Annotated in this window: 21 protein-coding genes and 1 other RNA gene; 11 read left to right on the forward strand and 11 right to left on the reverse strand. The window is 55.4% G+C overall.

The window, feature by feature from the left end; genetic code table 11:
• Window positions 1–17 precede the first annotated feature (17 nt).
• From QLG21_RS09565 to QLG21_RS09580, 4 genes are all read right to left on the reverse strand, one after another.
• The gene (locus QLG21_RS09565; RefSeq protein ID WP_137848438.1) at window positions 18–2,006 is read right to left on the reverse strand and encodes a TonB-dependent hemoglobin/transferrin/lactoferrin family receptor; all 1,989 of its coding nucleotides are present in this window, start codon (window positions 2,004–2,006) and stop codon (window positions 18–20) included.
• 75 nt (window positions 2,007–2,081) lie between these two features.
• Window positions 2,082–2,270 carry a hemin uptake protein HemP gene (hemP, locus tag QLG21_RS09570; RefSeq protein ID WP_137848439.1) on the reverse strand — a complete coding sequence of 63 codons (189 nt, stop codon included), beginning with the start codon at window positions 2,268–2,270 and terminating at the stop codon, window positions 2,082–2,084.
• A 230-nt stretch (window positions 2,271–2,500) separates the two neighbouring features.
• Window positions 2,501–3,547 (reverse strand): 3-deoxy-7-phosphoheptulonate synthase AroH, encoded by a 1,047-nt coding sequence (aroH, locus tag QLG21_RS09575; RefSeq protein WP_137848440.1) that lies wholly within the window; start codon window positions 3,545–3,547, stop codon window positions 2,501–2,503.
• Between the two features lie 151 nt (window positions 3,548–3,698).
• Window positions 3,699–4,532: a pyruvate, water dikinase regulatory protein gene (locus QLG21_RS09580; protein ID WP_006174879.1), complete on the reverse strand. Its 834-nt coding sequence runs from the start codon at window positions 4,530–4,532 to the stop codon at window positions 3,699–3,701.
• A gap of 335 nt (window positions 4,533–4,867) precedes the next feature.
• Here QLG21_RS09580 and ppsA point away from each other — a divergent pair, with 335 nt between their 5' ends.
• Window positions 4,868–7,246 carry a phosphoenolpyruvate synthase gene (ppsA, locus tag QLG21_RS09585; protein WP_006174880.1) on the forward strand — a complete coding sequence of 793 codons (2,379 nt, stop codon included), beginning with the start codon at window positions 4,868–4,870 and terminating at the stop codon, window positions 7,244–7,246.
• A 70-nt stretch (window positions 7,247–7,316) separates the two neighbouring features.
• Here the strand turns inward: ppsA and rprA are convergent.
• Together rprA and ydiK are read right to left on the reverse strand one after the other, a co-directional pair.
• Window positions 7,317–7,424, reverse strand: an RNA gene (gene rprA / locus QLG21_RS09590) — antisense sRNA RprA.
• 202 nt (window positions 7,425–7,626) lie between these two features.
• A complete protein-coding gene (gene ydiK, locus QLG21_RS09595) occupies window positions 7,627–8,742 on the reverse strand; it encodes an AI-2E family transporter YdiK (protein ID WP_137272055.1) in 1,116 nt (371 codons plus the stop codon).
• Between the two features lie 197 nt (window positions 8,743–8,939).
• On the opposite strand from ydiK, the gene QLG21_RS09600 reads away from it, so the two are divergent.
• The 3 genes from QLG21_RS09600 to QLG21_RS09610 all read left to right on the forward strand — a co-directional run bounded on the left by QLG21_RS09600 (window position 8,940) and on the right by QLG21_RS09610 (window position 12,683).
• Window positions 8,940–11,996, forward strand: coding sequence for an FAD-binding and (Fe-S)-binding domain-containing protein (locus QLG21_RS09600; RefSeq protein ID WP_282484287.1), 3,057 nt, complete (start codon window positions 8,940–8,942; stop codon window positions 11,994–11,996).
• The gene (gene menI, locus QLG21_RS09605) at window positions 11,993–12,403 is read left to right on the forward strand and encodes a 1,4-dihydroxy-2-naphthoyl-CoA hydrolase (protein ID WP_006174884.1); all 411 of its coding nucleotides are present in this window, start codon (window positions 11,993–11,995) and stop codon (window positions 12,401–12,403) included. The genes QLG21_RS09600 and menI overlap by 4 nt, the downstream gene beginning before the upstream one ends.
• Window positions 12,404–12,488: 85 nt before the next feature.
• The gene (locus QLG21_RS09610; protein WP_042319632.1) at window positions 12,489–12,683 is read left to right on the forward strand and encodes a YdiH family protein; all 195 of its coding nucleotides are present in this window, start codon (window positions 12,489–12,491) and stop codon (window positions 12,681–12,683) included.
• 45 nt (window positions 12,684–12,728) lie between these two features.
• Here the strand turns inward: QLG21_RS09610 and QLG21_RS09615 are convergent, their stop codons facing one another.
• Both QLG21_RS09615 and QLG21_RS09620 read right to left on the reverse strand, forming a co-directional pair.
• Entirely contained in the window at window positions 12,729–13,358 is a 630-nt protein-coding gene (locus QLG21_RS09615) for a helix-turn-helix domain-containing protein (RefSeq protein ID WP_006174886.1), read from the reverse strand.
• Between the two features lie 77 nt (window positions 13,359–13,435).
• The gene (locus tag QLG21_RS09620; RefSeq protein WP_006174887.1) at window positions 13,436–14,095 is read right to left on the reverse strand and encodes a helix-turn-helix domain-containing protein; all 660 of its coding nucleotides are present in this window, start codon (window positions 14,093–14,095) and stop codon (window positions 13,436–13,438) included.
• A gap of 401 nt (window positions 14,096–14,496) precedes the next feature.
• On the opposite strand from QLG21_RS09620, the gene QLG21_RS09625 reads away from it, so the two are divergent.
• The 6 genes from QLG21_RS09625 (at window position 14,497) to QLG21_RS09650 (ending at window position 20,481) form a co-directional block, all read left to right on the forward strand.
• A complete protein-coding gene (locus QLG21_RS09625; RefSeq protein WP_282484380.1) occupies window positions 14,497–15,027 on the forward strand; it encodes a fimbrial protein in 531 nt (176 codons plus the stop codon).
• A gap of 94 nt (window positions 15,028–15,121) precedes the next feature.
• Complete coding sequence (locus tag QLG21_RS09630; RefSeq protein ID WP_282484381.1) at window positions 15,122–15,784, forward strand: molecular chaperone; 663 nt, start codon at window positions 15,122–15,124, stop codon at window positions 15,782–15,784.
• Between the two features lie 36 nt (window positions 15,785–15,820).
• Window positions 15,821–18,343: a fimbria/pilus outer membrane usher protein gene (locus tag QLG21_RS09635; protein ID WP_282484288.1), complete on the forward strand. Its 2,523-nt coding sequence runs from the start codon at window positions 15,821–15,823 to the stop codon at window positions 18,341–18,343.
• 10 nt (window positions 18,344–18,353) lie between these two features.
• Window positions 18,354–19,301 carry a fimbrial protein gene (locus tag QLG21_RS09640; RefSeq protein WP_282484289.1) on the forward strand — a complete coding sequence of 316 codons (948 nt, stop codon included), beginning with the start codon at window positions 18,354–18,356 and terminating at the stop codon, window positions 19,299–19,301.
• A gap of 9 nt (window positions 19,302–19,310) precedes the next feature.
• The gene (locus QLG21_RS09645; protein ID WP_282484290.1) at window positions 19,311–19,823 is read left to right on the forward strand and encodes a type 1 fimbrial protein; all 513 of its coding nucleotides are present in this window, start codon (window positions 19,311–19,313) and stop codon (window positions 19,821–19,823) included.
• 25 nt (window positions 19,824–19,848) lie between these two features.
• Window positions 19,849–20,481 (forward strand): LuxR C-terminal-related transcriptional regulator, encoded by a 633-nt coding sequence (locus tag QLG21_RS09650; RefSeq protein WP_058608961.1) that lies wholly within the window; start codon window positions 19,849–19,851, stop codon window positions 20,479–20,481.
• Between the two features lie 75 nt (window positions 20,482–20,556).
• Here QLG21_RS09650 and QLG21_RS09655 read toward each other — a convergent pair whose 3' ends face one another.
• From QLG21_RS09655 to ycgZ, 3 genes are read right to left on the reverse strand one after another with little or no spacing between them, the layout of a single operon-like run.
• A complete protein-coding gene (locus QLG21_RS09655) occupies window positions 20,557–20,835 on the reverse strand; it encodes a biofilm/acid-resistance regulator YmgB/AriR (RefSeq protein WP_006174895.1) in 279 nt (92 codons plus the stop codon).
• Between the two features lie 29 nt (window positions 20,836–20,864).
• A complete protein-coding gene (locus QLG21_RS09660) occupies window positions 20,865–21,185 on the reverse strand; it encodes a hypothetical protein (RefSeq protein WP_006174896.1) in 321 nt (106 codons plus the stop codon).
• Entirely contained in the window at window positions 21,185–21,424 is a 240-nt protein-coding gene (gene ycgZ, locus QLG21_RS09665; protein ID WP_042319640.1) for a regulatory protein YcgZ, read from the reverse strand. The genes QLG21_RS09660 and ycgZ overlap by 1 nt, the downstream gene beginning before the upstream one ends.
• A 340-nt stretch (window positions 21,425–21,764) precedes the next feature.
• Between ycgZ and QLG21_RS09670 the strand changes: the two genes are divergently transcribed.
• The gene (locus QLG21_RS09670) at window positions 21,765–22,985 is read left to right on the forward strand and encodes a diguanylate phosphodiesterase (RefSeq protein WP_282484291.1); all 1,221 of its coding nucleotides are present in this window, start codon (window positions 21,765–21,767) and stop codon (window positions 22,983–22,985) included.
• Window positions 22,986–23,129 lie beyond the last annotated feature (144 nt).

Here is a 23,129-nt window from a genome sequence, read left to right on the forward strand (position 1 = left end):
GTGAACCGGGGCGGGGATTACCACTGATAGCTTACAAAAATCTTGCCGTTACGGCCGTCCTGCGGGATGCCCTGCGGTGACCAGTACTCTTTATCGAAGGCGTTGCCCAGCACCAGTGTGGTGGTCACGCCTTTGAACTGTTCCTGGCCCTGATAGCTGACGTAGAAATCGTTAACCGCATAGCCCGGCTGCTTGCTGTAGCTGCTGCTGATGTGGGTTGAGCGATCGACAAAGGTGCCGATCCAGCCCACGGAGAAGCCGCTTTGTGCCACCGGAATGTCGAGCTTGCTGGTGACGGTGTCCGGGTTAATGCTGGAGATATACTCGCCCGTATCGGTGTCTTTACCCCGCGTGCGGTTGTAGGCGACGTCAAGGTTGAAGAGATTGGCCGAGTACTTCGCCATCACGTCCCAGCCCCAGATTTTGGCGTTAGGTACGTTATAGGACATGGTGGTGGCCGCCGCAAAATCGACGGTGGTAGAGATGTAGTCTTTGGCTTTGGTATCGAAGTAGCTGGCTTTGAACTCCAGCGCATCGTTGGCGAGCATCAGATCGTCAAAGCGCAGGCCAAAACCATACTCCTGGGTTTCGTTAGTTTCCGGGCGCAGGTTGGGGTTTGGCACCCAGTAGTTAGTGTAGAAGCTGCCGATGGAGAAATGTTTGGAGTCGTTGTACATCTCGCCCATCGTCGGCGCGCGGAAGGCCTGCGCCCAGGAGCCAAACAGCATCAGCCAGTCGGCAGGGCTGACGGTTAACCCGGCACGGGAGGACCACTTATCGGCATCCACATCGTCGTAGCCGTTGCTGCTGCCGCGATAGTTATCGTAACGGGTACCGCCGAGCAGGGTAACGGGCAGGTCGCGCAGGGTGATTTCGTCCTGCAGCCAGCCGGAGCTGAAGTCAATTTTCGCCTCCGGGAAGCCGGTGGTCGCGCCGCCCGGAGTCTGCTCCTGACGGTAATATTCACCGCCATAGGTCAGCAGGTGAGAGGCAAAGGAGTCGCTGAACAGGCGGGTACGGTTTTCGACTTTTCCGCCTTTGGTCGTCTGCTTGCGGAACTCACCGGTTCCGTCGATGTTCTGGGCGTTGATGCGCGCTTCGGACCAGTAGAGCTTCGCATCGGCGTTCAGCCAGTCGTTGCCCGGCGGCGCAATGTTATACCCGAGCTGGGCATCGCGCTGGATGGTGGAGCGGTTGGTCATCGGGTTACTGCTGTCGCTCGCGTCGGTGGTCTGCGGGTTTTTCGGCTCCTGCGCATTGTTGTTGTAGTAGCGCAGGGAGCCGCTCAGCGTCTGGGCCGGATCTATTTTCCAGCTGCCTTTCGCCAGCATGTTGTTGATCGACTCATCATTGGGGGCCGTTGCGCCGTCGCTCTGACGAATGTCGCCGCGGTCGCGGCTGGACCATGAGACTACGCCGTCCAGGGTATCGGTGCGGCCAAAGGCGCTCGCCCCCATACCGAGGCTGTGATCGCCCGTCGCACCGGTACCAAACACGCGATAGCCGCTGTTTTTGCCCGGCTCCAGCAGGTCTTTAGCATCAACGGTGTCATAGGAGATCACGCCGCCCAACGCGCCGCTGCCGTACAGCAGGGCCGACGGACCGCGAACCACTTCGATACGCTTAATCAGCGCCGGGTCCAGGAAGGTGCTGTTCAGGTGGCCGGTGTCGGTCCCCTGACGGACGCCGTCTACCAGTACCAGCACGCCGCGGCGGTCGTAGCCGCGCAGGTTTACATCCTGGCCGTTTGTGCGCCCGCTGCCATCCAGCGTCAGGCCAGGCACTTTGCGCAGCAGGTCGGCGGCTGAGCTGGCGGTCTGGTTTTCCGGCGCTGAGGCGTCAATCACGCTGACCATCATCGGGGCTTCAAAGGTGCTTCGGGCGTTGCCCGTAGCGGTAACGGTAATGTCTTCTGCTGCGGCAGCAAACGCGGTGCCCGGAAGCGCACTGGCAATCGCCAGCGCCAGGAGGGAAGGGCATAAAGACGCGGAACGCGGGTGTGGCATAGCAACTCTCCATTAAGAATCGAAAGCGCTGGCTGCCTGGGGATCACCTGGGTGGCTGGCGTATTTTTGTTTACTTTATTTCGTGAGGATCAGTTTTCCGGCATTCGTCTGGCGCAGCAGGTAGAGCTGGCCGTCATGCTCGATAATCACCCGCCCTTCATCGCCGAGCAGCATTTTGCTGTCAATGCGGCGATCGGCGGTGGCGGGGGACGGTGCTGTGTGGTTTTTTACTGGCGTTGCCGCGCTATTATCCGTACGTGACATAGTGTTTATAAATAACAATCAATGTAACAATGATAATCATTATCAATAAACTGCAAATTTACGGCAAGCGTTTTTGTGAAAATATTGTGACGGGATCAAATTTGGGGTGGGAAGAGGGATGGTGCGGTCTGGTGCCCTCACCCCGGCCCTCTCCCATGGGGAGAGGGAGAAAACATTAAAAAAGGCAACTACGTTGCCTTTTTGCTTTTAACTTGCTACCCGGCATAGCCTCAGAAGCGGCTGTCCACTGCCGCCGCCAGTTTCTCCACCAGCAGCTCGCTGTCTTCCCAGCTCAGGCACGGATCGGTAATCGACTGGCCGTAAACCATCTGCTGACCGGCAAGGATTTTCTGGGTGCCTTCTTTGATGAAGCTTTCAGCCATAATGCCCGCCACGGCGGTCGAACCGCTGCGGATCTGCTGGCAGATCTCATCGCAGACGTCGAGCTGGCGGCGGTGCTGTTTCTGGCAGTTGCCGTGGCTGAAATCCACCACCAGGTGCTCAGGCAGGTCAAATTCTGCCAGCGTCTCGCAGGCGGCGGCAATATCCTCCGCGTGGTAGTTCGGTTTTTTACCGCCGCGCATGATGATATGGCCGTATGGGTTGCCGCTGGTCTGGTAGATGGTCATGTGCCCGTTCTTATCCGGGGAGAGGAACATGTGGCTGGCACGCGATGCGCGAATGGCGTCAACCGCGATACGGGTGTTACCGTCGGTCCCATTTTTAAAGCCCACCGGGCAGGAGAGCGCGGAGGCCATCTCGCGGTGGATCTGGCTTTCGGTGGTACGCGCGCCAATCGCGCCCCAGCTGATGAGATCGGCGATAAACTGCCCGGTCACCATATCCAGAAACTCGGTGGCGGTCGGTACGCCCAGCTCGTTCACCTGCAGCAGCAGTTTGCGCGCCAGCTCAATGCCGTGATTAACGCGGTAGCTCCCGTTAAGGTCAGGGTCGGAAATCAGCCCCTTCCAGCCCACCACGGTGCGCGGCTTTTCAAAGTAGGTACGCATCACAATCTCGAGGCGATGCTGATACTTCTCACGCAGCCCCTGCAGACGTTTTGCGTAGTCCATGGCGGCATCAAGGTCGTGGATAGAGCACGGGCCAATTACCACCAGAAGGCGCTTGTCTTCACCGTTGAGGATTTTTTCAATGCGTCGGCGCGAGGCGGTGACATGGTCAGCCACGCCTGCGGAAACGGGATGGCGCTGTGCCAGTTCAGCCGGTGTGACCAGGCTATCAATGCGCGCCGTACGGAGTTCGTCGGTTTTATTCATGGAATATCTCAGAAATTTTTGCTTCATCGGCAGACTACCGGGAAGTGATGGGCATCACCTTAAACCAATCCCCGCTGATTTCAAGTTCGGGGCGAGGCCGCCCCGACGATGCGGCTGATGATACCCGAATCCGTGATAATGTACTAGCATATTAGTACATGCGGCGATTCAGCCCCATGATATCGAGGATTTTGGTGGCAATCTCTTCCACCGAATAGTTAGTGCTGTTCAGCCACGGGATCTGGTTTTTGCGGTACAGGGCTTCAACCTCGGAGACTTCCATCCGGCACTGACGCATCGACGCGTAGCGGCTGTTTTCGCGGCGCTCCTCGCGAATGGCCGCCAGCCGTTCCGGGTTAATGGTCAGGCCAAAAAGCTTATGCTGGAGCGGCTTGAGCGCGGCGGGTAGCACCAGGTTATCCATATCGTCGGCAATAAAGGGGTAGTTCGCCGCCCGGATGCCAAACTGCATCGCCAGATAGAGGCTGGTCGGCGTTTTGCCGCAGCGCGACACGCCAAGCAGGATCACCTGCGCCTGATCGAGGTTGCGCATTGAAATCCCATCGTCGTGGGCGAGGGTGTAATCGATAGCCGCGATGCGCGCGTCGTATTTGATCAGGTTCCCGGGGTTCAGCCCGTGGGTGCGATGCGCGACAGGCGTCGGGTCCAGCTGCAGTTCACTCTGAAGCGGGGCAACCAGCGCCTGCACAATATCCTGGCAGAAGCCTTCACTTTGCAGAATGATGGCGCGGATCTCGGGGATGACAATCGAATAGAAGACCAGCGGGCGAATGCCGGTTTGCTGGAAAATGGCGTCAATCTGGTCCTTCACCGCTTTGGCCCGGCTCTCATTTTCCACGAACGGCAGCGTGATGCTGTTAATCGATACGGGGAATTGCGACATCACCGCATGGCCTAACACCTCGGCGGTGATCGCCGTACCATCAGAAATATAAAAAACGTGGCGATCAACAGCATTATCCATTTTATTCACCCTGAAGTGCGTACGTAATTGCCTGAAAGCATAAATTAAAAAAGTTAATTGCACAGCAAAGAACTTGTCCTAAATATAAATGAAATGGTGTTTTTAATTTTCCTGAAAAGTGGATTTCATTTTTCAAATAGCGGCTTTATTTCTATGGTTTTTCAGTGAATCTATAGGAATCATCGGGTTAGTAGCCGGGTGGAAACTGTCCTAAAAGTTGAAAATTTAAATTGCTTACACGATTCACCGTTTTTTTAGCGCAAACAATTATGCCAGTATAAATACGTAGTCAGGCGTTTCTTACTCCGATCAAATATCACAAAAGGATTGTTTCGATGTCCAACAATGGCTCGTCACCGCTGGTGCTTTGGTATAACCAACTCGGCATGAATGATGTAGACAGAGTTGGAGGCAAAAATGCCTCCCTGGGTGAAATGATTACAAACCTGTCCGGCATGGGTGTCTCAGTGCCAAACGGGTTTGCCACAACGGCCGATGCGTTTAACCTGTTTTTAGACCAGAGCGGCGTGAACCAGCGCATTTACGACCTGCTGGATAAAACGGATATTGATGATGTTACTGAGCTTGCCAAAGCCGGGTCTCAAATCCGCCAGTGGATTATCGACACACCTTTCCAGCCGGAACTGGAAAAAGCCATTCACGATGCCTATAACCAGCTCTCCGCGGATGATGCGCAGGCCTCGTTTGCCGTGCGTTCTTCTGCTACTGCGGAAGATATGCCGGATGCCTCGTTCGCCGGACAGCAGGAGACCTTCCTGAACGTCCAGGGCTACGACGCGGTGCTGGTGGCGGTGAAGCACGTATTTGCTTCCCTGTTCAACGACCGCGCAATCTCCTACCGCGTGCATCAGGGCTATGACCACCGCGGCGTGGCGCTTTCCGCTGGCGTACAGCGTATGGTGCGCTCCGATGTGGGTTCTTCCGGCGTGATGTTCTCTATCGATACTGAATCCGGTTTTGACCAGGTGGTGTTTATCACCTCCGCGTGGGGGCTGGGTGAGATGGTGGTGCAGGGTGCCGTGAACCCTGATGAATTCTACGTTCACAAACCTACCCTGGCCGCCAACCGTCCGGCGGTGGTGCGCCGCACCATGGGGTCGAAAAAAATTCGCATGATCTATGCCCCGACCCAGGAGCATGGCAAGCAGGTAAAAATTGAGGATGTGCCGCAGGAGCAGCGCGACCGTTTCTCCCTGACCGATGCCGAAGTGGAAGAGCTGGCGAAACAGGCCGTACAGATTGAAAAACACTACGGTCGCCCGATGGATATTGAATGGGCGAAAGACGGCCATACCGGCAAGCTGTTTATCGTGCAGGCGCGCCCGGAAACCGTGCGTTCCCGCGGCCAGGTGATGGAGCGTTACACGCTGCACGCCCAGGGCAAAATCGTGGCCGAAGGCCGCGCCATCGGCCACCGTATCGGTGCCGGCCCGGTGAAGGTGATCCACGACATCAGCGAGATGAACCGTATTGAACCGGGTGACGTACTGGTCACCGACATGACTGACCCGGACTGGGAACCGATCATGAAGAAGGCGGCCGCCATCGTCACTAACCGCGGCGGGCGCACCTGCCACGCGGCGATCATCGCCCGTGAGTTGGGGATCCCGGCGGTAGTGGGCTGTGGTGATGCCACCGAGCGCATGAAGGACGGCGAGAGCGTGACCGTCTCCTGTGCGGAAGGGGATACCGGCTATGTGTACGCCGATATTCTCGACTTCAGCGTGAAAAGTTCCAGCGTCGATACCATGCCGGACCTGCCGCTGAAGATCATGATGAACGTCGGTAACCCTGACCGCGCGTTCGACTTCGCCTGCCTGCCGAACGAAGGGGTTGGCCTGGCGCGTCTGGAATTTATCATCAACCGGATGATTGGCGTGCACCCGCGCGCGTTGCTGGAGTTTGACGAGCAGGACGCGAAACTGCAGAACGAAATCCGCGAGATGATGAAAGGCTATGACTCGCCGAAAGAGTTCTACGTGGGTCGTCTGACCGAAGGGATCGCGACGCTGGGCGCGGCGTTCTATCCGAAACGCGTCATCGTGCGTCTGTCTGACTTTAAGTCCAACGAATACGCCAACCTGGTGGGCGGCGAGCGCTACGAGCCAGAGGAAGAGAACCCGATGCTGGGCTTCCGTGGCGCCGGACGCTACGTGTCCGAGAGCTTCCGCGACTGCTTTGCGCTGGAGTGTGACGCGGTGAAACGCGTGCGCAACGACATGGGGCTGACCAACGTCGAGATCATGGTTCCGTTCGTGCGTACCGTGGATCAGGCGAAGGCGGTGGTGGACGAGCTGGCGCGCCAGGGGCTGAAGCGCGGCGAGAACGGGCTGAAGATCATCATGATGTGTGAGATCCCGTCCAACGCCCTGCTGGCCGAGCAGTTCCTCGAGCATTTCGACGGCTTCTCTATCGGTTCAAACGACATGACGCAGCTGGCGCTGGGTCTTGACCGTGACTCGGGCGTGGTTTCCGAGCTGTTCGATGAACGTAACGAGGCGGTGAAAGCGCTGCTGTCGATGTCCATTCGCGCGGCGAAGAAGCAGGGGAAATATGTCGGGATTTGCGGGCAAGGGCCTTCTGACCACGAAGATTTTGCCGCCTGGCTGATGGAGGAGGGCATTGACAGCCTCTCCCTGAACCCGGACACCGTGGTACAGACCTGGCTGAGCCTGGCGGAACTGAATAAGTAATATTGCTTGTGTCATCAAGCCGGGGAGCTAACCACTCCCCGGCTTTTTTTATGCCTTGCGCGTACGCAGGACAAAAAAAAGCCCATCGTGGGAGATGGGCAAAGACTACACACAGCAATTCGTTGTTTCACTCAGGGGATTTCCATGCTTATAAATCAAGGTGTTGATTTATAACCGTGTCCTAATAGTAGGCATCTCAACTTTTAGCGTCGATCAGATTCCTCTCAATAGTTAAAGAGAAGTAAAGATTTCGCATGTTTAATTGCAGATGGGCGGGATATACGGCGGGTCTGACCAGTGGGCAGAGAATAAATAGTTTAGCGTTGTTTAACTATTCGAAGAGCAGGCCGGGTAAGCGAAGGCGCCACCCGGCAACAGGTTTACTGCGTATTCTTATCTTCCAGCGCTTCCAGTTCGCTCAGGATCGCGTCCGGGTCGGTGCCCGGCGGTGGGATTTCATGCACCCAGGCGGAGAACAGACGCCAGGTCACGGCCAGCAGAACCGGGCCAATAAACAGGCCGATCATCCCGAAGGCAATCAGCCCGCCGATCACGCCGGACAAAATCAAAATCAGCGGTAAATCGGCACCCATGCGGATCAGTATCGGGCGGATGACGTTATCCATGGTCCCGACCACGCAGCTCCACACCAGCAGGACGGTGCCCCAGGTGGTATCGCCCGTCCAGTAAAGCCAGATGATGCTCGGCACCAGCACCAGCAAAGGGCCCAGTTGCGCAAGGCAGGTCATCAACATCACCACGGTAAAGACGGTAGCATACGGCACGCCGGAGACAGCAAGGCCGATGCCGCCGAGGATCGCCTGCACCAGCGCGGTAACCACTACACCAAGCGCGACGGCGCGAACGGCCTGAGCGGCCAGCAGAACGGCGGCGTCGCCGCGTTTACCGGCGAGGCGGGTCGCGAAGTGGCGTACGCCGAGCGCAACCTGCTCACCGCGCCAGTACAGCAGGGCGCTGAACACCAGCATCAGCGCACAGTGCATCATAAAGCGACCGATATGCGCCGCCTGGCCGACAAACCAGGTGGTCGTGGTGCCGATGTACGGGCGGACTTTTGCCATCAGGGCGCTGCCGCCCATCTCCAGCAGACCGTGCCAGCCGCTGTAGAGCTTTGCGCCAATCATCGGAATGCTGTTGAGCCACGCGAGGTCCGGCAGCGTCATGTCGCCGCTGCTCACGGCGCGGATCACCGGGCCGCTGGAATCAACGAGGCTGTTCACCAGCAGGGCAATCGGAATAATAAAGAGCAGGAACAACAGCAGGGTCATCACCAGAACGGCTAAAGCGCGGCGACCAAACAGCATCTTCTGCAAACGCAACAGCAGCGGCCAGGTAGCGACAACGACGGTCCCGGCCCATGCAAACCCGAGAATAAACGGCTGAACAATCCACAGACACGCAATGATCATAAGTGCCAGAAACAGCACCGACAGCAATATTTGCGCAACATCCCTGGGCTGACGAAGATTGACCATAAACGAAACTTTCCTTTTTAGAACGCCAGAACGGCTGGCGGGAACATAAACCGCGTATCACTAATCATTAGTGATTTCAGCGATTTTTGACAGGCGGATTCTGCCTGTAATTCACCAGAGCACATAAGAAAAAAATGTGATAAAACTTTCCAGACACAACGCAAACGATTTCACATCTCTTATTAGGGTCGACAGTAATGATCCCACAGATTTCTCAGGCACCCGGCGTCGTTCAGCTGGTGCTTAATTTTTTGCAGGCACTGGAGCAACAGGGTTTTACAGGTGATACCGCCACGAATTATGCCGACAGGCTGACGATGGCGACGGATAACAGTATCTACCAGCTTCTTCCCGATGCGGTCGTCTTTCCGCGTTCTACCGCCGATGTCGCGCTGATTGCACGGCTGGCGTCGCAGGAGCGGTTTCACTCTCTGGTCTTCACCCCGCGCGGCGGCGGGACGGGCACCAACGGGCAGGCGCTGAACCAGGGCATTATCATTGATATGTCGCGCTATATGAACCGCATCATCGAAATTAACCCGGAAGAGGGGTGGGTGCGTGTCGAGGCGGGCGTCATTAAGGATCAGCTCAACCAGTACCTTAAACCTTTCGGCTACTTCTTTGCCCCTGAGCTCTCCACCAGTAACCGCGCGACCCTTGGCGGGATGATCAATACCGATGCGTCGGGGCAGGGGTCGCTGGTGTACGGCAAAACGTCCGATCACGTTATGGGCGTGCGCGCCGTGTTGCTCGGTGGCGATATCCTGGATACGCAGCCGCTGCCGGTTGAACTGGCCGAGACGCTGGGCAAAGAGAACACCGTCACCGGGCGCATCTACCGTACCGTGCTGGAACGCTGCCGGGACAATCGCCCGCTTATTCTTGATAAATTCCCGAAACTGAACCGCTTCCTGACGGGCTACGACCTGCGCCACGTTTTCAACGACGACATGACGCAGTTCGACCTGACCCGCATCCTGACCGGTTCGGAAGGGACGCTGGCCTTTATCACCGAGGCGCGCCTTGATATTACCCGGCTGCCGAAGGTGCGGCGGCTGGTGAACGTCAAATACAACTCCTTTGATTCCGCGCTGCGCAATGCGCCATTTATGGTTGAGGCGCGGGCGCTGTCGGTGGAAACCGTCGATTCCAAAGTCTTAAATCTGGCCCGAGAAGATATCGTCTGGCACTCCGTCAGCGAGCTTATCACCGACGTGCCGGACAAAGAGATGCTTGGCCTGAACATTGTGGAGTTTGCCGGAGACGATGCAGAGCAGATTGACGGCCAGGTGGCGGCATTATGTCAGCGTCTGGATGAACTGATGGCGCGTGGCGAAGGCGGGATCATTGGCTGGCAGCTCTGTCAGGATCTCTCTGGCATTGAGCGTATCTATGCGATGCGCAAAAAAGCCGTGGGGCTGCTGGGCAATGCCAAAGGGGCCGCCAAGCCGATCCCGTTTGCGGAAGATACCTGCGTTCCGCCGGAGCATCTGGCCGATTATATCGTTGAGTTCCGCGCGCTGCTGGACAGCCACGGCCTGAGCTACGGCATGTTTGGGCATGTCGATGCCGGGGTTCTGCACGTTCGCCCGGCGCTGGACATGTGCGACCCGCAGCAGGAGATCCTGATGAAAGAGATCTCTGATGACGTGGTGGCCTTAACGGCGAAATACGGTGGATTGCTGTGGGGCGAGCACGGCAAGGGCTTTCGCGCCCAGTACAGCCCGGCGTTCTTCGGCGAGCAACTGTTCGGCGAGCTACGCAAGATCAAAGCCGCCTTCGACCCGGATAACCGGCTTAACCCCGGCAAGATATGCCCGCCTGAGGGCGTGGATGCGCCGATGCTGCAGGTGGATGCGGTTAAGCGCGGCACCTATGACAGGCAGATCCCGATTGCGGTGCGCTCGTCCTGGCGCGGGGCGATGGAGTGTAACGGCAACGGGCTGTGCTTTAACTTTGACGTCAACAGCCCAATGTGCCCGTCGATGAAAATCACCAGCAACCGGATCCACTCTCCGAAAGGGCGTGCGACGCTGGTGCGTGAATGGCTGCGCCTGCTGGCCGATCGCGGAGTGGATCCGCTGAAGCTGGAGCAGGAGCTGCCGGAAAAAAGGGCCAGCCTGCGCTCGCTTATCGAACGCACCCGCAACAGCTGGCATGCGGACCGGGGCGAGTACGATTTCTCGCACGAAGTCAAAGAGGCGATGTCCGGCTGTCTGGCCTGTAAAGCCTGTTCCACCCAGTGCCCGATTAAAATTGACGTGCCGGATTTCCGCTCGCGCTTCCTGCAGCTTTACCACACGCGGTATCTGCGCCCGATGCGCGATCACCTGGTGGCAACGGTCGAAAGCTACGCCCCGCTGATGGCGCGCGCGCCTAAAACCTTCAACTTCTTTATTAACCAGCCGCTGGTGCGCAAACTTTCCGAAAAACATATCGGGATGGTGGATCTGCCGCTGCTGTCCACGCCGTCGCTGCAGCGCCAGCTGGTGGGGCACCGTTCGGCGAACATGACGCTGGAACAGCTTGAGGCGCTCGGCCCGGAGCAAAAAACCGGCATGGTGCTGGTGGTTCAGGATCCGTTCACCAGCTATTACGACGCCGAGGTTGTAGCCGACTTCGTGCGGCTGGCTGAAAAAATTGGCTATCAGCCGGTGGTGCTGCCGTTCTCACCGAACGGTAAGGCGCAGCACATCAAAGGTTTCCTGACGCGCTTTGCGAAAACCGCACAGAAAACGTCTGATTTTTTAAATCGCGTTGCGCAGTTGGGTATCCCGATGGTCGGCGTCGATCCTGCCCTGGTGCTCTGCTATCGCGATGAATACAAGCAGATCCTCGGCGATAAACGCGGTGATTTTCACGTGATGCTGGTCCACGAGTGGCTGCCCGCCGCGCTGGATAAGACCGCGCAAACCGACGTCAGCGGCGAGTCGTGGTACCTGTTTGGCCACTGTACTGAAGTGACCGCACTGCCCGGCGCGCCGGCGCAGTGGGCCTCCATTTTTGCGCGTTTTGGCGCGAAGCTTGAGAGCGTCAGCGTGGGCTGCTGCGGGATGGCAGGCACGTACGGCCATGAAATCAAAAACCACGCGAATTCGCTCGGCATCTATGAGCTGTCGTGGCACCAGGCGATGCAGCGTCTGCCGCGCAACCGCTGTCTGGCAACGGGCTATTCGTGCCGCAGCCAGGTAAAACGTATTGAGGGTAACGGTGTTCGCCATCCGCTACAGGCCTTACTGGAGATTATTGGATGATCTGGAAACGTGAAGTGACGCTTGAGGCGCTCAACGCCATGGGTAACGGGAATATGGTGGGGCTGCTGGATATCCAGTTTATCCGCATTGGTGAGAATGAACTCGAGGCGACGATGCCCGTGGATCATCGTACCCATCAGCCGTTTGGCCTGCTGCACGGCGGCGCATCCGTTGTGCTGGCCGAAACGCTGGGTTCGGTGGCTGGGTACCTGTGTACTTCCGGCGAGCAGAAGGTTGTCGGGCTGGAGGTGAATGCCAATCACATCCGCGCCGTGCGCAGCGGTCGGGTGCGTGGCGTGTGCCGCGCACTGCACGCCGGGAGCCGTCATCAGGTGTGGCAGATTGATATTCTGGACGAAGAAGATCGCCTGTGTTGCTCGTCGAGGCTGACGACGGCGGTGGTGTAAAGTTTCCAGATGCTTTGCTTTTGGTCAAAAACTGGTCAGCATGTTGTGATATACTGGTCACGTTTTGTACATAAGCGAGGACATCATGGATTCTGAAATAACCCCAACCCAGCTGGCAATTGAATATTTACGTCGCGATTCGAGCAACCTGTCTCCGGCGCAGTACCTGAAAAAGCTGAAACAGCTTGAACTCGAATTTGCTGACCTGCTTGCACTCTCTTCAAATGAACTCAAAGAAGAGATCTATTTTGCCTGGCGGTTGGGCGTTCATGTCCACTAAGCACTGAAAAAAGGTCGCGCTTGCGGCCTTTTTTGTGCCTGTCATTCAGTATTTGGCCGGCAGTTTGTTGATGGTAATCAGCCTGCCTTCCTCCATTTCGATAAACCCGCCTGTTTTAAGATCCGCCAGAATACGCATCACGCCGCTTCGCGAAAGCTGGGTTTTGTCGCGGATGTAGCGTTCTGCCGTGACTGCGGAACGGTAGCTCTCATCTTCTTCCATCAGCCGGAGCAGCTGCTGGCGGATCATCTCATACGCCGTTGGGGCTCCCTGAGGCATGACGGCGTTATACAGCCGGTTATACATAAACATCAGGTGGCTGGAGAGCAGCCCCCAGAGCGCATTCTCTTCGATGATGTGGTTGACCTGAGCCGTAGTCAGCACCCCGATCAGGCAGGGCGTGACGGTTTTAAGGTAGTCATCAAAAAAAATGTCCGTCAGGTTAGCGACGCCAAACAGGGCAGGGCTGCTGGCCGTTGAGAGCATCAGCGTGTCGCTTCGGCGGTAGATTGCGACCGTCCCTTCAAGGATCAAATAACACATCCCTTCACCGTTGACCTGCAGGTCTAGCTGTTCGCCGCGGCCTGTTGTGCGCGTGACGCACGAGGGACGTAAGAAGGCAATCAGCTCTTTAGCGTAGGGCGAACCTCTGGGAGGTTTTTCAGACGAGGACATAACGGATAACCTTATACATGGATTATCTCATTATAGTGCGAACCGCAGGATCATTACCCGGTTTAAAGGGTTACCGATCAATATTTTCGCGGTAAATGATGAAGCTCAAGCAGTATCCCACGCTCCATGGTGATGTACTTTCCGGTACGCAGTTCGGCAAGAATACGCATGATGCCGCTGCGCGATAAATAGGTCCGGCTTTTAATATACGCCGCTGCGGTGGTATTCAACCGGATGGCTTCCGGCTCCTGCATCAGTTCGACAAGCTGGAAGCGGATGATGTCATAGGCCGACATCTGCGAAATTTGCGCGCAGTGCTCATAGACGCGGGAGGCGGTGTAGATCAGCAGTTTTGAGAAATGCTCCCACAGATCCTCACGGGCAACGACGTTATTAAAAACCTCAAGCGGAACGCGCGCAATTTCGGATGTCTCGTTCGCCCTGACATATAAATGCTCAGAAGAGAACTGGCTGCTCACGCCGAGAATAAACGGCGCGGATTCAGAATTTAAAACAATCCCGTCACCCCGACGGTACAGGGCCACGCCGCCTTGCAGCAGCAGGAAGCACTGGCGGATCTCTTTATCATAATACTGAACGACTTCACCCCGGGCGAGAACCATGCGTTGTGCAGCAGGCAGAACATGTTTAATGAGCGTTTCAATGTGCCTGTAAGGTTTTAATTCAAGTACCGTTGATATTCCGCTGTCATGGGCGGCGGACAGACGCGTATTCATTTAAGACCTCAACTGAGAAGCGTGATGATTTTTTGATCACCTGCGAATTATCTTAAAAAATGAGACAGGAGTGAATATGTTACCCGAGTCCAAAAGTAGACCGGAGGATGTATCGGGAATAACGTACTGAAAGTATTACTAACGGGGAAAGAGTCTAAAAGTAGACTGACAAAATTTTGAGTAATATCCGCGACATAGGCAGTGTTAATTAACGGTTAAAATAGAGTCTACAGCTAGACCTCAAATCGATTGTATTCAGCATTAAGTTTCTCTAAATTTTATACAGCGGTCAGAAAATGCACATTGCATATCGCCAGATAAAAAGAATTGCTGTCGATTCTTTTTACGGCTTCCTGCTGCGTGAATGTCGATAATAAATAAAGTTACACGGGATGATGATGATGAAAAAAATAATGGTAATGGCTGCCCTCGCAGCAAGTTCTGCCCTGACGGCAACAACGGTATTCGCTGCAGCAGGGACCGTAAATTTCGCGGGTAATATTCTGGATTCAGCCTGTGACGTGGATGTTGCATCACAAAACCAGGTTGTCGTACTGGGCGATTATTATAAAACAGAGTTTACCGCCACCGGCGCAAGAACGGCCGCAACGAAATTTAATATCGTACTGAAAAATTGCCCGGTCACGGTGACCAGCGCAAAAGTACGTTTTGACGGTACGCCGGATATCAGCAATTCAAACCTGCTGGCTATTGATTCCTCAGTAGCGGGTGCAGCCACCGGGATTGCAATTAACCTGATGACAGCAGATAAAGCAGACCTGCCTCTGCACGGTACCAACGGTTATACCTATATGCTGAGCAGCACTGCGGATAATACGTTGGATTTCTATGCTCAGTATATCTCAACTGCAGCGACGGTGGTCGCGGGTCCGGCTAACTCTGTGGCTAACTTCTCTGTGGTTTACAACTGATATACGAGCACAGCGTTATTACGCTTACGTCTCGATGGGGGGCATATTGCCCCCCTTGTTTCAAACAGGTAGAAAAATGAAAGTTATTGGCAAAATGTTTCTGATATCGGCCGCTGCTCTGGGTATAACGGACGCGTACGCCGGTGTGATTATCGGCGGAACGCGCGTTATTTTTGACGGGGCTAAAAAAGAGGCCTCCATTAACGTTAATAACCCTGACAGCTCGCCTTATCTGATTCAGTCCTGGGTGGATATGCCACAAGAGGAGGCAAGTAAAGCGCCGTTTGTGATTACGCCTCCGCTTTATCGTCTGGAGGGTGGGCAGCAAAACGTTGAACGCATCGTGCTGACCGGCGCACTGCCCCAGAATAAAGAGAGTTTGTTCTGGCTCAATATAAAAGCCATTCCCTCATCGGCAGCCCAAACCAATGCCCTGCAAATTGCCGTGAAAACACGCATAAAGCTGATTTATCGTCCGGCTAATTTAAAAGGCTCAAACCCGGAAGAACAGGCGAACCAGTTAAAATGGCAGCGCAGGGGCAATACTCTGGAAGTATCGAACCCGACGCAATACGTCATCAATTTTAATGAAATAAGCCTGGGTGGAAAGAAAGTGGAAGACGTGACGTTTGTTCTGCCAGGCTCGGTCACCCGCTTTGCTATTCCGCAGGGGGCTAATGGCAGTGCAATGACATTTAAAATCATCAATGACTACGGCAGCCCTGGAATAACCCATCAGGTTAACGCGTCATTATAAAGTAAAGGTCTCTCCTGAAAAGATCAGGGAAAAGAAATGGCAACGAAAAAGAATAAAATGTGGCCCGCGCGTCAGGCGTTATATTTTGTCGTTGCGTTTTTCAACGTCGCGCAGTCAGTTTACGCCCGTGAAACATTCAACCCCGAGCTGGTGGAGCTGGATAACCCGGGTATGGGCAAAGCGGATTTGTCCGCGTTTGAAACGGGCGGCCAGGCGCCGGGCCAGTACCGCGTTGACATTATTCTCGACGGCCAGCTTGTAGAGACCAAAGACGTGCAGTTTATTGCCGGGAAAACCGCGGACGCGCCCTTGCAGCCCTGTCTGAGCCTCGAGCGGCTAAAAGCGTGGGGTGTAAAAACCGCGCTGTTCCCCGCGTTGTCGCAAGACAGCGCGGACTGCGTCAACCTGGAGGCGATCCCGCAGGCCAGCGCACGGTTTGAGTTTGCGGCGCAGCGGCTCATCATCAGTATTCCGCAGGCCGCGATCGCTATGCCCGCACGCGGCTATGTCTCGCCCGACCGCTGGGACGACGGGATCACCGCCGCCATGCTGAATTACAGCCTTAGCGGGGCAAAAGGCTGGGCCAGGCAACATACCGGAACGGACGCCAGCAGCCAGTACATTAACCTGCGTCCGGGGCTTAACGTCGGACCGTGGCGTCTGCGAAATTACAGCACCTGGTCGCGAGACGCGTCAGGGCAGAGCAGCACGGATACGGTTTATACCTATGTTCAGCGCGCCATTATCCCCCTGAAAGCGCAGCTCACGTTAGGCGACAGCGCGTCCCCCTCGGATGTGTTTGACAGTCTGCCGTTTCGCGGCGGCCAGTTGGCCTCGGATGACGATATGCTGCCGGATTCGCAGAAAGGGTACGCCCCGGTGATCAGAGGGATTGCCCGCACCAATGCCCAGGTAGTTGTGCGCCAGAACGGCTATCAGATTTACCAGACCTACGTGGCGCCCGGGGCCTTTGCGATTATCGATATGTACCCCACCGGCGGCGCGGGCGATCTTGACGTCACCATAGTGGAAAGTGACGGGAGCGAGCAGCACTTTACGCTGCCGTTTGCTTCTCTGCCGGTTTTGCAGCGGGAAGGGCGACTGAAATACGCGCTCACCGCCGGACAGTACCGCTCGTATGACCGCAGCGTAGAAAACACGCTGTTTGGCGTAGTGACGGCCATATATGGTTTGCCGCAGGGATACACCCTTTACGGCGGCCTGCAGGCATCCGCTAAGTATCAGGCCCTGTCGCTGGGCGTCGGAAAAAATATGGGCGGCCTCGGTGCCGTGTCTGTGGACGTGACGCGGAGCGAATCATCGCCTCAGGGCGAGGGCCAGACTCATGGTGAGTCCCTGCGGGCGCGATACGCTAAAAACATGGTCAGCACTGGCACCCATTTTTCAATTGCGGGTTACCGCTATGCCACCCGCGGCTATTACGGCATGCAGGAGACTCTGGATACGTATGGCGATAACCGCATCGTTCAGGAGCGGCGTCGCAACCGGGCGGAGTTGACGATGAGTCAGTCGCTCGGCGGAAACCGTGGGTCTCTGATGCTGAGCGCGGCGCGGGAAGATTACTGGAATTCCGGACGAACCATGGCGTCCTACAGCCTTGGGTATAACAACTACTGGCGGCATGTCAGCTTCGGGTTGACGTGGACGTACAGCAGAAACGGCACCCCCGACGCCAGTGGCAGCCAAAAACGGTATGAAAAAGATCAGCTTCTGGCCCTGAACATCAGCGTCCCGCTTGATGCGTTCCTGCCGCAGACGTGGGCCAGTGAAGGGATGAACGTCAGTAAACACAATGGCACAACGCACAACGTCGGCCTGAACGGTGTGGCGCTGGACAACCAGGCCTTGAGCTGGAACCTGCAGCAGGGCTATGGCTCCCGTGGCGCAGGCAACTCCGGCACCCTGAGCGGCGATTATAAAGGCGCTTACGGCGATGCGAGCCTGGGATACGGCTACGACAAACAGAGCGCCCGCCTCAACTATGGCCTGCAGGGTGGGATCCTCCTGCATGAGAATGGCCTGACGCTCTCGCAACCGCTTGGCGAGACCAACTCACTGGTCAAAGCGCCGGGCGCGCATGATGTTGCTATCCGCAACCAGCCGGGCGTCAAAACTGACTTTCGCGGATATACGGTGGTCAGCAATCTGTCGGTATACCGACAAAACGAGATAACCCTCGCGCCCGAAAGCCTGCCTGATGACGTCGAGCTGGAACTGACCACCCAGACGGTGACGCCAACCCGTGGTGCGGTAGTGCGATCGGACTACAGGGCGAAAATTGGCCGCCGCGCCCTGATAACCTTGCTTTACCGGGGGCGCGCCGTGCCTTTTGGTGCCATCGTCACCCTGGCGCGCACGGAGAGCGACAGCGTGATTGTGGGCGACAGAGGGCAGGCGTACCTCTCCGGCCTGGAGGATCGGGGAACGCTCGACGTGAAGTGGGGGCCTGGCCCGGAGCAGCAGTGCCGCGCCGCGTTCACGCTTGCGGACCCGCCTTCTCCGGCGGGCATGACCGAACTGACAATTAACTGCCTTTAGGGTTTAACCGATGCGATTACCGATCTTCATTTTTATGCTTTGTCTCGCGTTAAGCGCACCTGTCGCGGTCGCTGGCACCTGCACGACGATCACGCCCCTGGAGTCGACGCTCTCGGTAGGGACGTTGTCAGTGCAGCGCGATGTCGCGGTGGGGGCGGTTATCTTTTCCCGCGCGGCCACCACGACGAAATCGTATTTAAGTGGCTGCAGCAACCCGTTGATGCTGGGGTTCAGCCTGCGCTATCTGAATGCCGTGCCGAGCACCCTGGGCAATCATATCTACGACACCAATATCCCGGGAATTGGTATCCGCTTCTCTTCGGGCGCGCATTTCGACAACCCGATGAACACCTTTTCGTATAACGCGCAGACATCTTACGTGGAATGGTGGGGCGGGAAAATTGAACTGATTGTCACCGGGCCAGTGACCTCTGGCTCGCTGACGCCGGGCGTTGTCGGCGTCGTCGCCTTGCAAGACGCTGACGGCGTTTTTCGCGACGGCCTGACCACGCGTATTACCGACGGAACGATCAATGTCGTGGCCTGCACGATCCTCACGCCGCAACTGACCTTTCCGATAGGCGATATCTCCGCCGCGACGTTTGGCTCAACGGTGGGCACTACGCCTTCAGGCGCGCAAAACACCCAGAATCTTGGGCTGAATTGCGACGCGGGCGCCAACGTAACGGCGACCTTAAGCGGCATTCAGAACCCCGATGTGGCAAATAACAGCGTGCTGGCCTTGACCGGACAGGGCAATACCGGCACGGCAAAAGGCGTCGGCGTACAGCTGTTATATAACGGCACGCCGCTGACGTTGAATAACCGTCTGGTGATGAAGTCCGCAGCGGGTGGGCAGGAGACGTTTCCGTTAACCGCGCGCTATTACCAGACGCTGCCGGTTGTGGAAGCGGGCTCCGCGAACGCATCCGCCACGCTTAATCTCACCTACCAGTAGCGGGGGCCTGTGAAGATGAATATCAAAATGCTGCTGTTGGCGAGCCTGCTGAGCACCAGTGCAGGGGCCGCGGACGGTGTGAACCTGAGCGTCACGGGAAATATTGTCGCATCACCCTGCGTGTTTAACGCAGGCAATGACAACCTTGATATCAACCTTGGCGATCATCAGGCCACAAACATGGCTACCCCGGGCGCGTCTACCGATCCGGTTTCGTTTAACCTGGCCTTTACCCAGTGCCCGGCGGGCACGCGGAGCGTAACGGTGCTCTTCACCGGCACGCCAGATCCCGACGCTGGGCCGGAGTATTACAAGAACAGCGGCACGGCGACGCATGTGGCTATTGCCATGTCCGAGGCGAGCAGCGGGACGTTAAAGGGGAACGGGTCAACCCTTACGCGGGCTATCGGCGCAGACAGAACGGTCACGCTGCCAATGCAGGCCATGGTTACATCGGTCGACGGCAGGGCAACGCCCGGATCGCTGAGCGCGGTGGTGGTCCTCACCATGCAGTACAACTGAACGGTATGAGCGTAAAGAGAGAAAAATGATCAATATCGTAATAAAAGAATCTAATGCCTTATTCCGCTGTGGACTCACCGCGTTTTTTAGCGATTTCTTTTGGCGCGAACGCGGGCAAACTATCGGCTTTAATTTTACCTTTACACCTGAAAGCGTAAAAAACGCCGATATTATCGTGCTGTCGTTATGCCCAGGGGAGTGCTTTACCTGTTTACCGGAACTGCATGCGCGACAGAAGGGGATAATCATTGGCTTTGTCGATGATGACCGGCGCGCCTGCGCATTGCCCTCCTGTTTTGAGGATATTATTTTTATCTCCCGACGCGCATCGCTTGCCAGAATGCGCCAGGAACTCTGCCGTCTGTGGCATAACCTCCAGCGCCCGGAATATCATCAGCAGGCCGTATCATGTTTTGATTGCCAGCAGAAATACCTCTCACCCCAGCAAATCCGCATTATGATTGGCTTGCATAAAGGTATGACGGTGCTGCAGATAGCCAATAAATTACGTATTAGCGGCAAAACCGTGTTTACGCACAAATATATGGCGATGCAGAAATTCAATTTGCGCAGCGATTATGAGTTAGTGCTGTGGATGAACCGGCTGGCAGAAAAAAATAACTGGCCTGCCGTATTTCGCGACGAACTGAGTCATTAATCGTAAAAAGCAGAAGAGGAAAAGGGCGTGTCATTCTGGATAAAATGACACGCCGGCATAAATGAGGGAAAGATGTTAAAGATCGTCCATGGTGTAGCCCACCACAATTTCCAGCGTTTTGCGGATTACGTCTGCCTGAACCACATCGTGCGTGGTTTCCAGCGTCTGGATGAGCCACAGAATAATGGCTTTATTGGTCAGATGGCCTTCCGAGGCCAAAACACAACGGACTGCAGTAGAAAAAACAGCGGACTCTTCAGCAAAACGCTCGCCTGCGTGACGGAAATACTCCGATAATGCGCTATCTAAAAAGGCGGAATGGTATTCGGGTTGAAGCTGAATATTTTGTCTCATTTGTTCTCACCGTAGCTGTTAAGTTGTAGTCAATGTATTTTCTTTGGATCGGACGGTTTTCCATTACCAAATAAAGGCACTACATTGTCTCTGTTATATTTCAGAGATCCCTCTCTGTTGGATCGTCCTTGAGCGGCTCTGCGACGCATAAACGGGATTGTGGTTTCACCCATTTCGGCAATCACCTTCGCGAGTGTCTCCCGCCGCTGGGGATTCTTTTCATGTGCTTTCATACTTTGCAGACGCTGAAGCAGCGCTTCGGTTGTAACTGGCCCCCGCTCTTTCAGAAGAGAAAGAACGGCTTCACCGATAAGCTGGTCGATCAGTTTGTCTACATCACTACTGTTCATTATCGTTCAAAGAGCAGTCCAAGCAGCATGTGATAGTGCTGTTCCTCTTCCGGGCCGGAGGCCCTTTCAAGGCGACTTAATAATTTGGTGCAGAGCGATTTGCGATTCAAATTCCGCCCGTCGCTCAGGATCTCAACAACCACCTGGCCCAGCGTCTCTTGCTGAGTGGGAAGCGCGGCTTTTTCGAAGTACTGCGCAATCGCGGCTGCTGAGTCAGCGACGTAACCGTTCTGTTGCATGTTTCGCTCCTGTAAAAATCCGTAATCAGTAACGTTACAAATAAGGTATACACATTTTTTAAATCTGTACATGAAAAATGTACAGATTTTTAAATATTTTGTAGCGTTTATAACAAATATCTTTATTTTACAACAGGTTGTTTGAAATTAATTTTATGCGACTGTGTCAGGATATATTGTACAATGCGCGTTCAGAATGCTGTGTTGTACAGGATGCTTGCGGGGTGTGCGATCGCATGTAACTTATTGAGATGTAGATTATTTGTTAGCGAATTAATGTGCTATAACAGAACCCTACCCACAATGATTTGTGGCCGACCCTATTAACCCCGGAACAAGCATGCTAACAACCATCATTTACCGCAGTCACATCTGCGAGGACGTTCCAGTGAAAGCACTGGAAGACATGGTAGGGGTTGCAAACAGGAAGAACCAACACGCGGACGTAACCGGAATTTTGCTGTTCAATGGAACGCATTTTTTCCAGTTACTCGAGGGACCCGAAGCGAGCGTTTTGGCAATCTATCAGAATATTTGTCGCGATCCGCGACATCACAATCTGGTGGAGCTGCTTTGCGACCATGGGCCTTCACGCCGGTTTGGTAACGTCGGGATGGAGCTTTTCGACCTGCGTAAATATGACAGGGACGAGGTTCTTCAGCAGGTGCTGGACAAAGGCACCACCAAGTACCAGATGACATACAACGACCGCGCGCTGCAGTTCTTCCGCACGTTCGTTGAGGCTACGGAAAAAGCCAACTACTTTGAACTTCCCTCTGCGGATGCCTGGGATTTTGTTCAGGAAGAAACCGCGTTATCCGCACAGCCTGCTGTGGTGCCGAAGGGCGCAGACTGTAGCTTCGCGTTTCAGCCTATCGTTGACCCGTTTATGCAGCAGGTGGTCTCCTGGGAAGCGCTTGTCCGTACGGTGGATGGCGGATCGCCAGCGGACTATTTTTCATCACTCACGGGCAATGCCATCTATGAAGCCGACCTGAAAAGTAAGCAGGTCGCGCTTTCCATGGCCTGCGCGCTGGGGCTTCAGAGCCAGACGCTGTCCCTCAATCTGCTGCCAATGACGCTGGTTAATGCGCCGAATGCGGTGGACTTTTTGCTCACGGCAATCGAAGCGAACGGCTTTGTACCGGAGCAAATCGTGGTGGAATTCACTGAAAGCGAAGCCATTTCACGCTTTGAGGAATTTAATCACGCCGTGAGACAGCTTAAAAGCGCCGGTATCAGCGTGACAATCGATCACTTTGGTGCCGGATTTGCCGGGCTGCAGCTTCTGGCTCAGTTTCAGCCGGACAGAATCAAGATAAACCGCGATCTGGTGGCGAACGTTCACAAAAGCGGGCCGCGTCAGGCGATTATCCAGGCGATCATTAAGTGCTGCGCCTCACTCGAAATCCAGTTTTGTGCCGTCGGCGTGGAGCTGGCTGAAGAGTGGATGTGGCTGGAATCGGCTGGCATTTCTCAGTTCCAGGGGCATCTTTTTGCCAGCCCACGGTTGGGCGGCGTTCCGGCCATCGCCTGGCCTGAAAAAAAGTTCGAAATTTAATCAGGTTGTACACTATGACTCACGCATAACTGTACGAACGGTCAAATTTATACAACAATACATTAACGAGTGGATGGTTTGTACACCATCCACTTGTTCCAGGATGAGGAGTTAGTTATACAAATGCGTTGTACAATCTGATAA

The organism is Enterobacter sp. V87_3 (genome assembly GCF_029967835.1).
GTDB lineage: Bacteria > Pseudomonadota > Gammaproteobacteria > Enterobacterales > Enterobacteriaceae > Enterobacter > Enterobacter cancerogenus.

Bases quoted from the DNA above. Each gene is read 5' to 3' on its own strand.
- QLG21_RS09565 (WP_137848438.1), bottom strand. From the start codon at position 2,006: ATGCCACACCCGCGTTCCGCGTCTTTATGCCCTTCCCTCCTGGCGCTG.
- hemP (WP_137848439.1), bottom strand. From the start codon at position 2,270: ATGTCACGTACGGATAATAGCGCGGCAACGCCAGTAAAAAACCACACA.
- aroH (WP_137848440.1), bottom strand. From the start codon at position 3,547: ATGAATAAAACCGACGAACTCCGTACGGCGCGCATTGATAGCCTGGTC.
- QLG21_RS09580 (WP_006174879.1), bottom strand. From the start codon at position 4,532: ATGGATAATGCTGTTGATCGCCACGTTTTTTATATTTCTGATGGTACG.
- ppsA (WP_006174880.1), top strand. From the start codon at position 4,868: ATGTCCAACAATGGCTCGTCACCGCTGGTGCTTTGGTATAACCAACTC.
- ydiK (WP_137272055.1), bottom strand. From the start codon at position 8,742: ATGGTCAATCTTCGTCAGCCCAGGGATGTTGCGCAAATATTGCTGTCG.
- QLG21_RS09600 (WP_282484287.1), top strand. From the start codon at position 8,940: ATGATCCCACAGATTTCTCAGGCACCCGGCGTCGTTCAGCTGGTGCTT.
- menI (WP_006174884.1), top strand. From the start codon at position 11,993: ATGATCTGGAAACGTGAAGTGACGCTTGAGGCGCTCAACGCCATGGGT.
- QLG21_RS09610 (WP_042319632.1), top strand. From the start codon at position 12,489: ATGGATTCTGAAATAACCCCAACCCAGCTGGCAATTGAATATTTACGT.
- QLG21_RS09615 (WP_006174886.1), bottom strand. From the start codon at position 13,358: ATGTCCTCGTCTGAAAAACCTCCCAGAGGTTCGCCCTACGCTAAAGAG.
- QLG21_RS09620 (WP_006174887.1), bottom strand. From the start codon at position 14,095: ATGAATACGCGTCTGTCCGCCGCCCATGACAGCGGAATATCAACGGTA.
- QLG21_RS09625 (WP_282484380.1), top strand. From the start codon at position 14,497: ATGAAAAAAATAATGGTAATGGCTGCCCTCGCAGCAAGTTCTGCCCTG.
- QLG21_RS09630 (WP_282484381.1), top strand. From the start codon at position 15,122: ATGTTTCTGATATCGGCCGCTGCTCTGGGTATAACGGACGCGTACGCC.
- QLG21_RS09635 (WP_282484288.1), top strand. From the start codon at position 15,821: ATGGCAACGAAAAAGAATAAAATGTGGCCCGCGCGTCAGGCGTTATAT.
- QLG21_RS09640 (WP_282484289.1), top strand. From the start codon at position 18,354: ATGCGATTACCGATCTTCATTTTTATGCTTTGTCTCGCGTTAAGCGCA.
- QLG21_RS09650 (WP_058608961.1), top strand. From the start codon at position 19,849: ATGATCAATATCGTAATAAAAGAATCTAATGCCTTATTCCGCTGTGGA.
- QLG21_RS09655 (WP_006174895.1), bottom strand. From the start codon at position 20,835: ATGAGACAAAATATTCAGCTTCAACCCGAATACCATTCCGCCTTTTTA.
- QLG21_RS09660 (WP_006174896.1), bottom strand. From the start codon at position 21,185: ATGAACAGTAGTGATGTAGACAAACTGATCGACCAGCTTATCGGTGAA.
- ycgZ (WP_042319640.1), bottom strand. From the start codon at position 21,424: ATGCAACAGAACGGTTACGTCGCTGACTCAGCAGCCGCGATTGCGCAG.
- QLG21_RS09670 (WP_282484291.1), top strand. From the start codon at position 21,765: ATGCTAACAACCATCATTTACCGCAGTCACATCTGCGAGGACGTTCCA.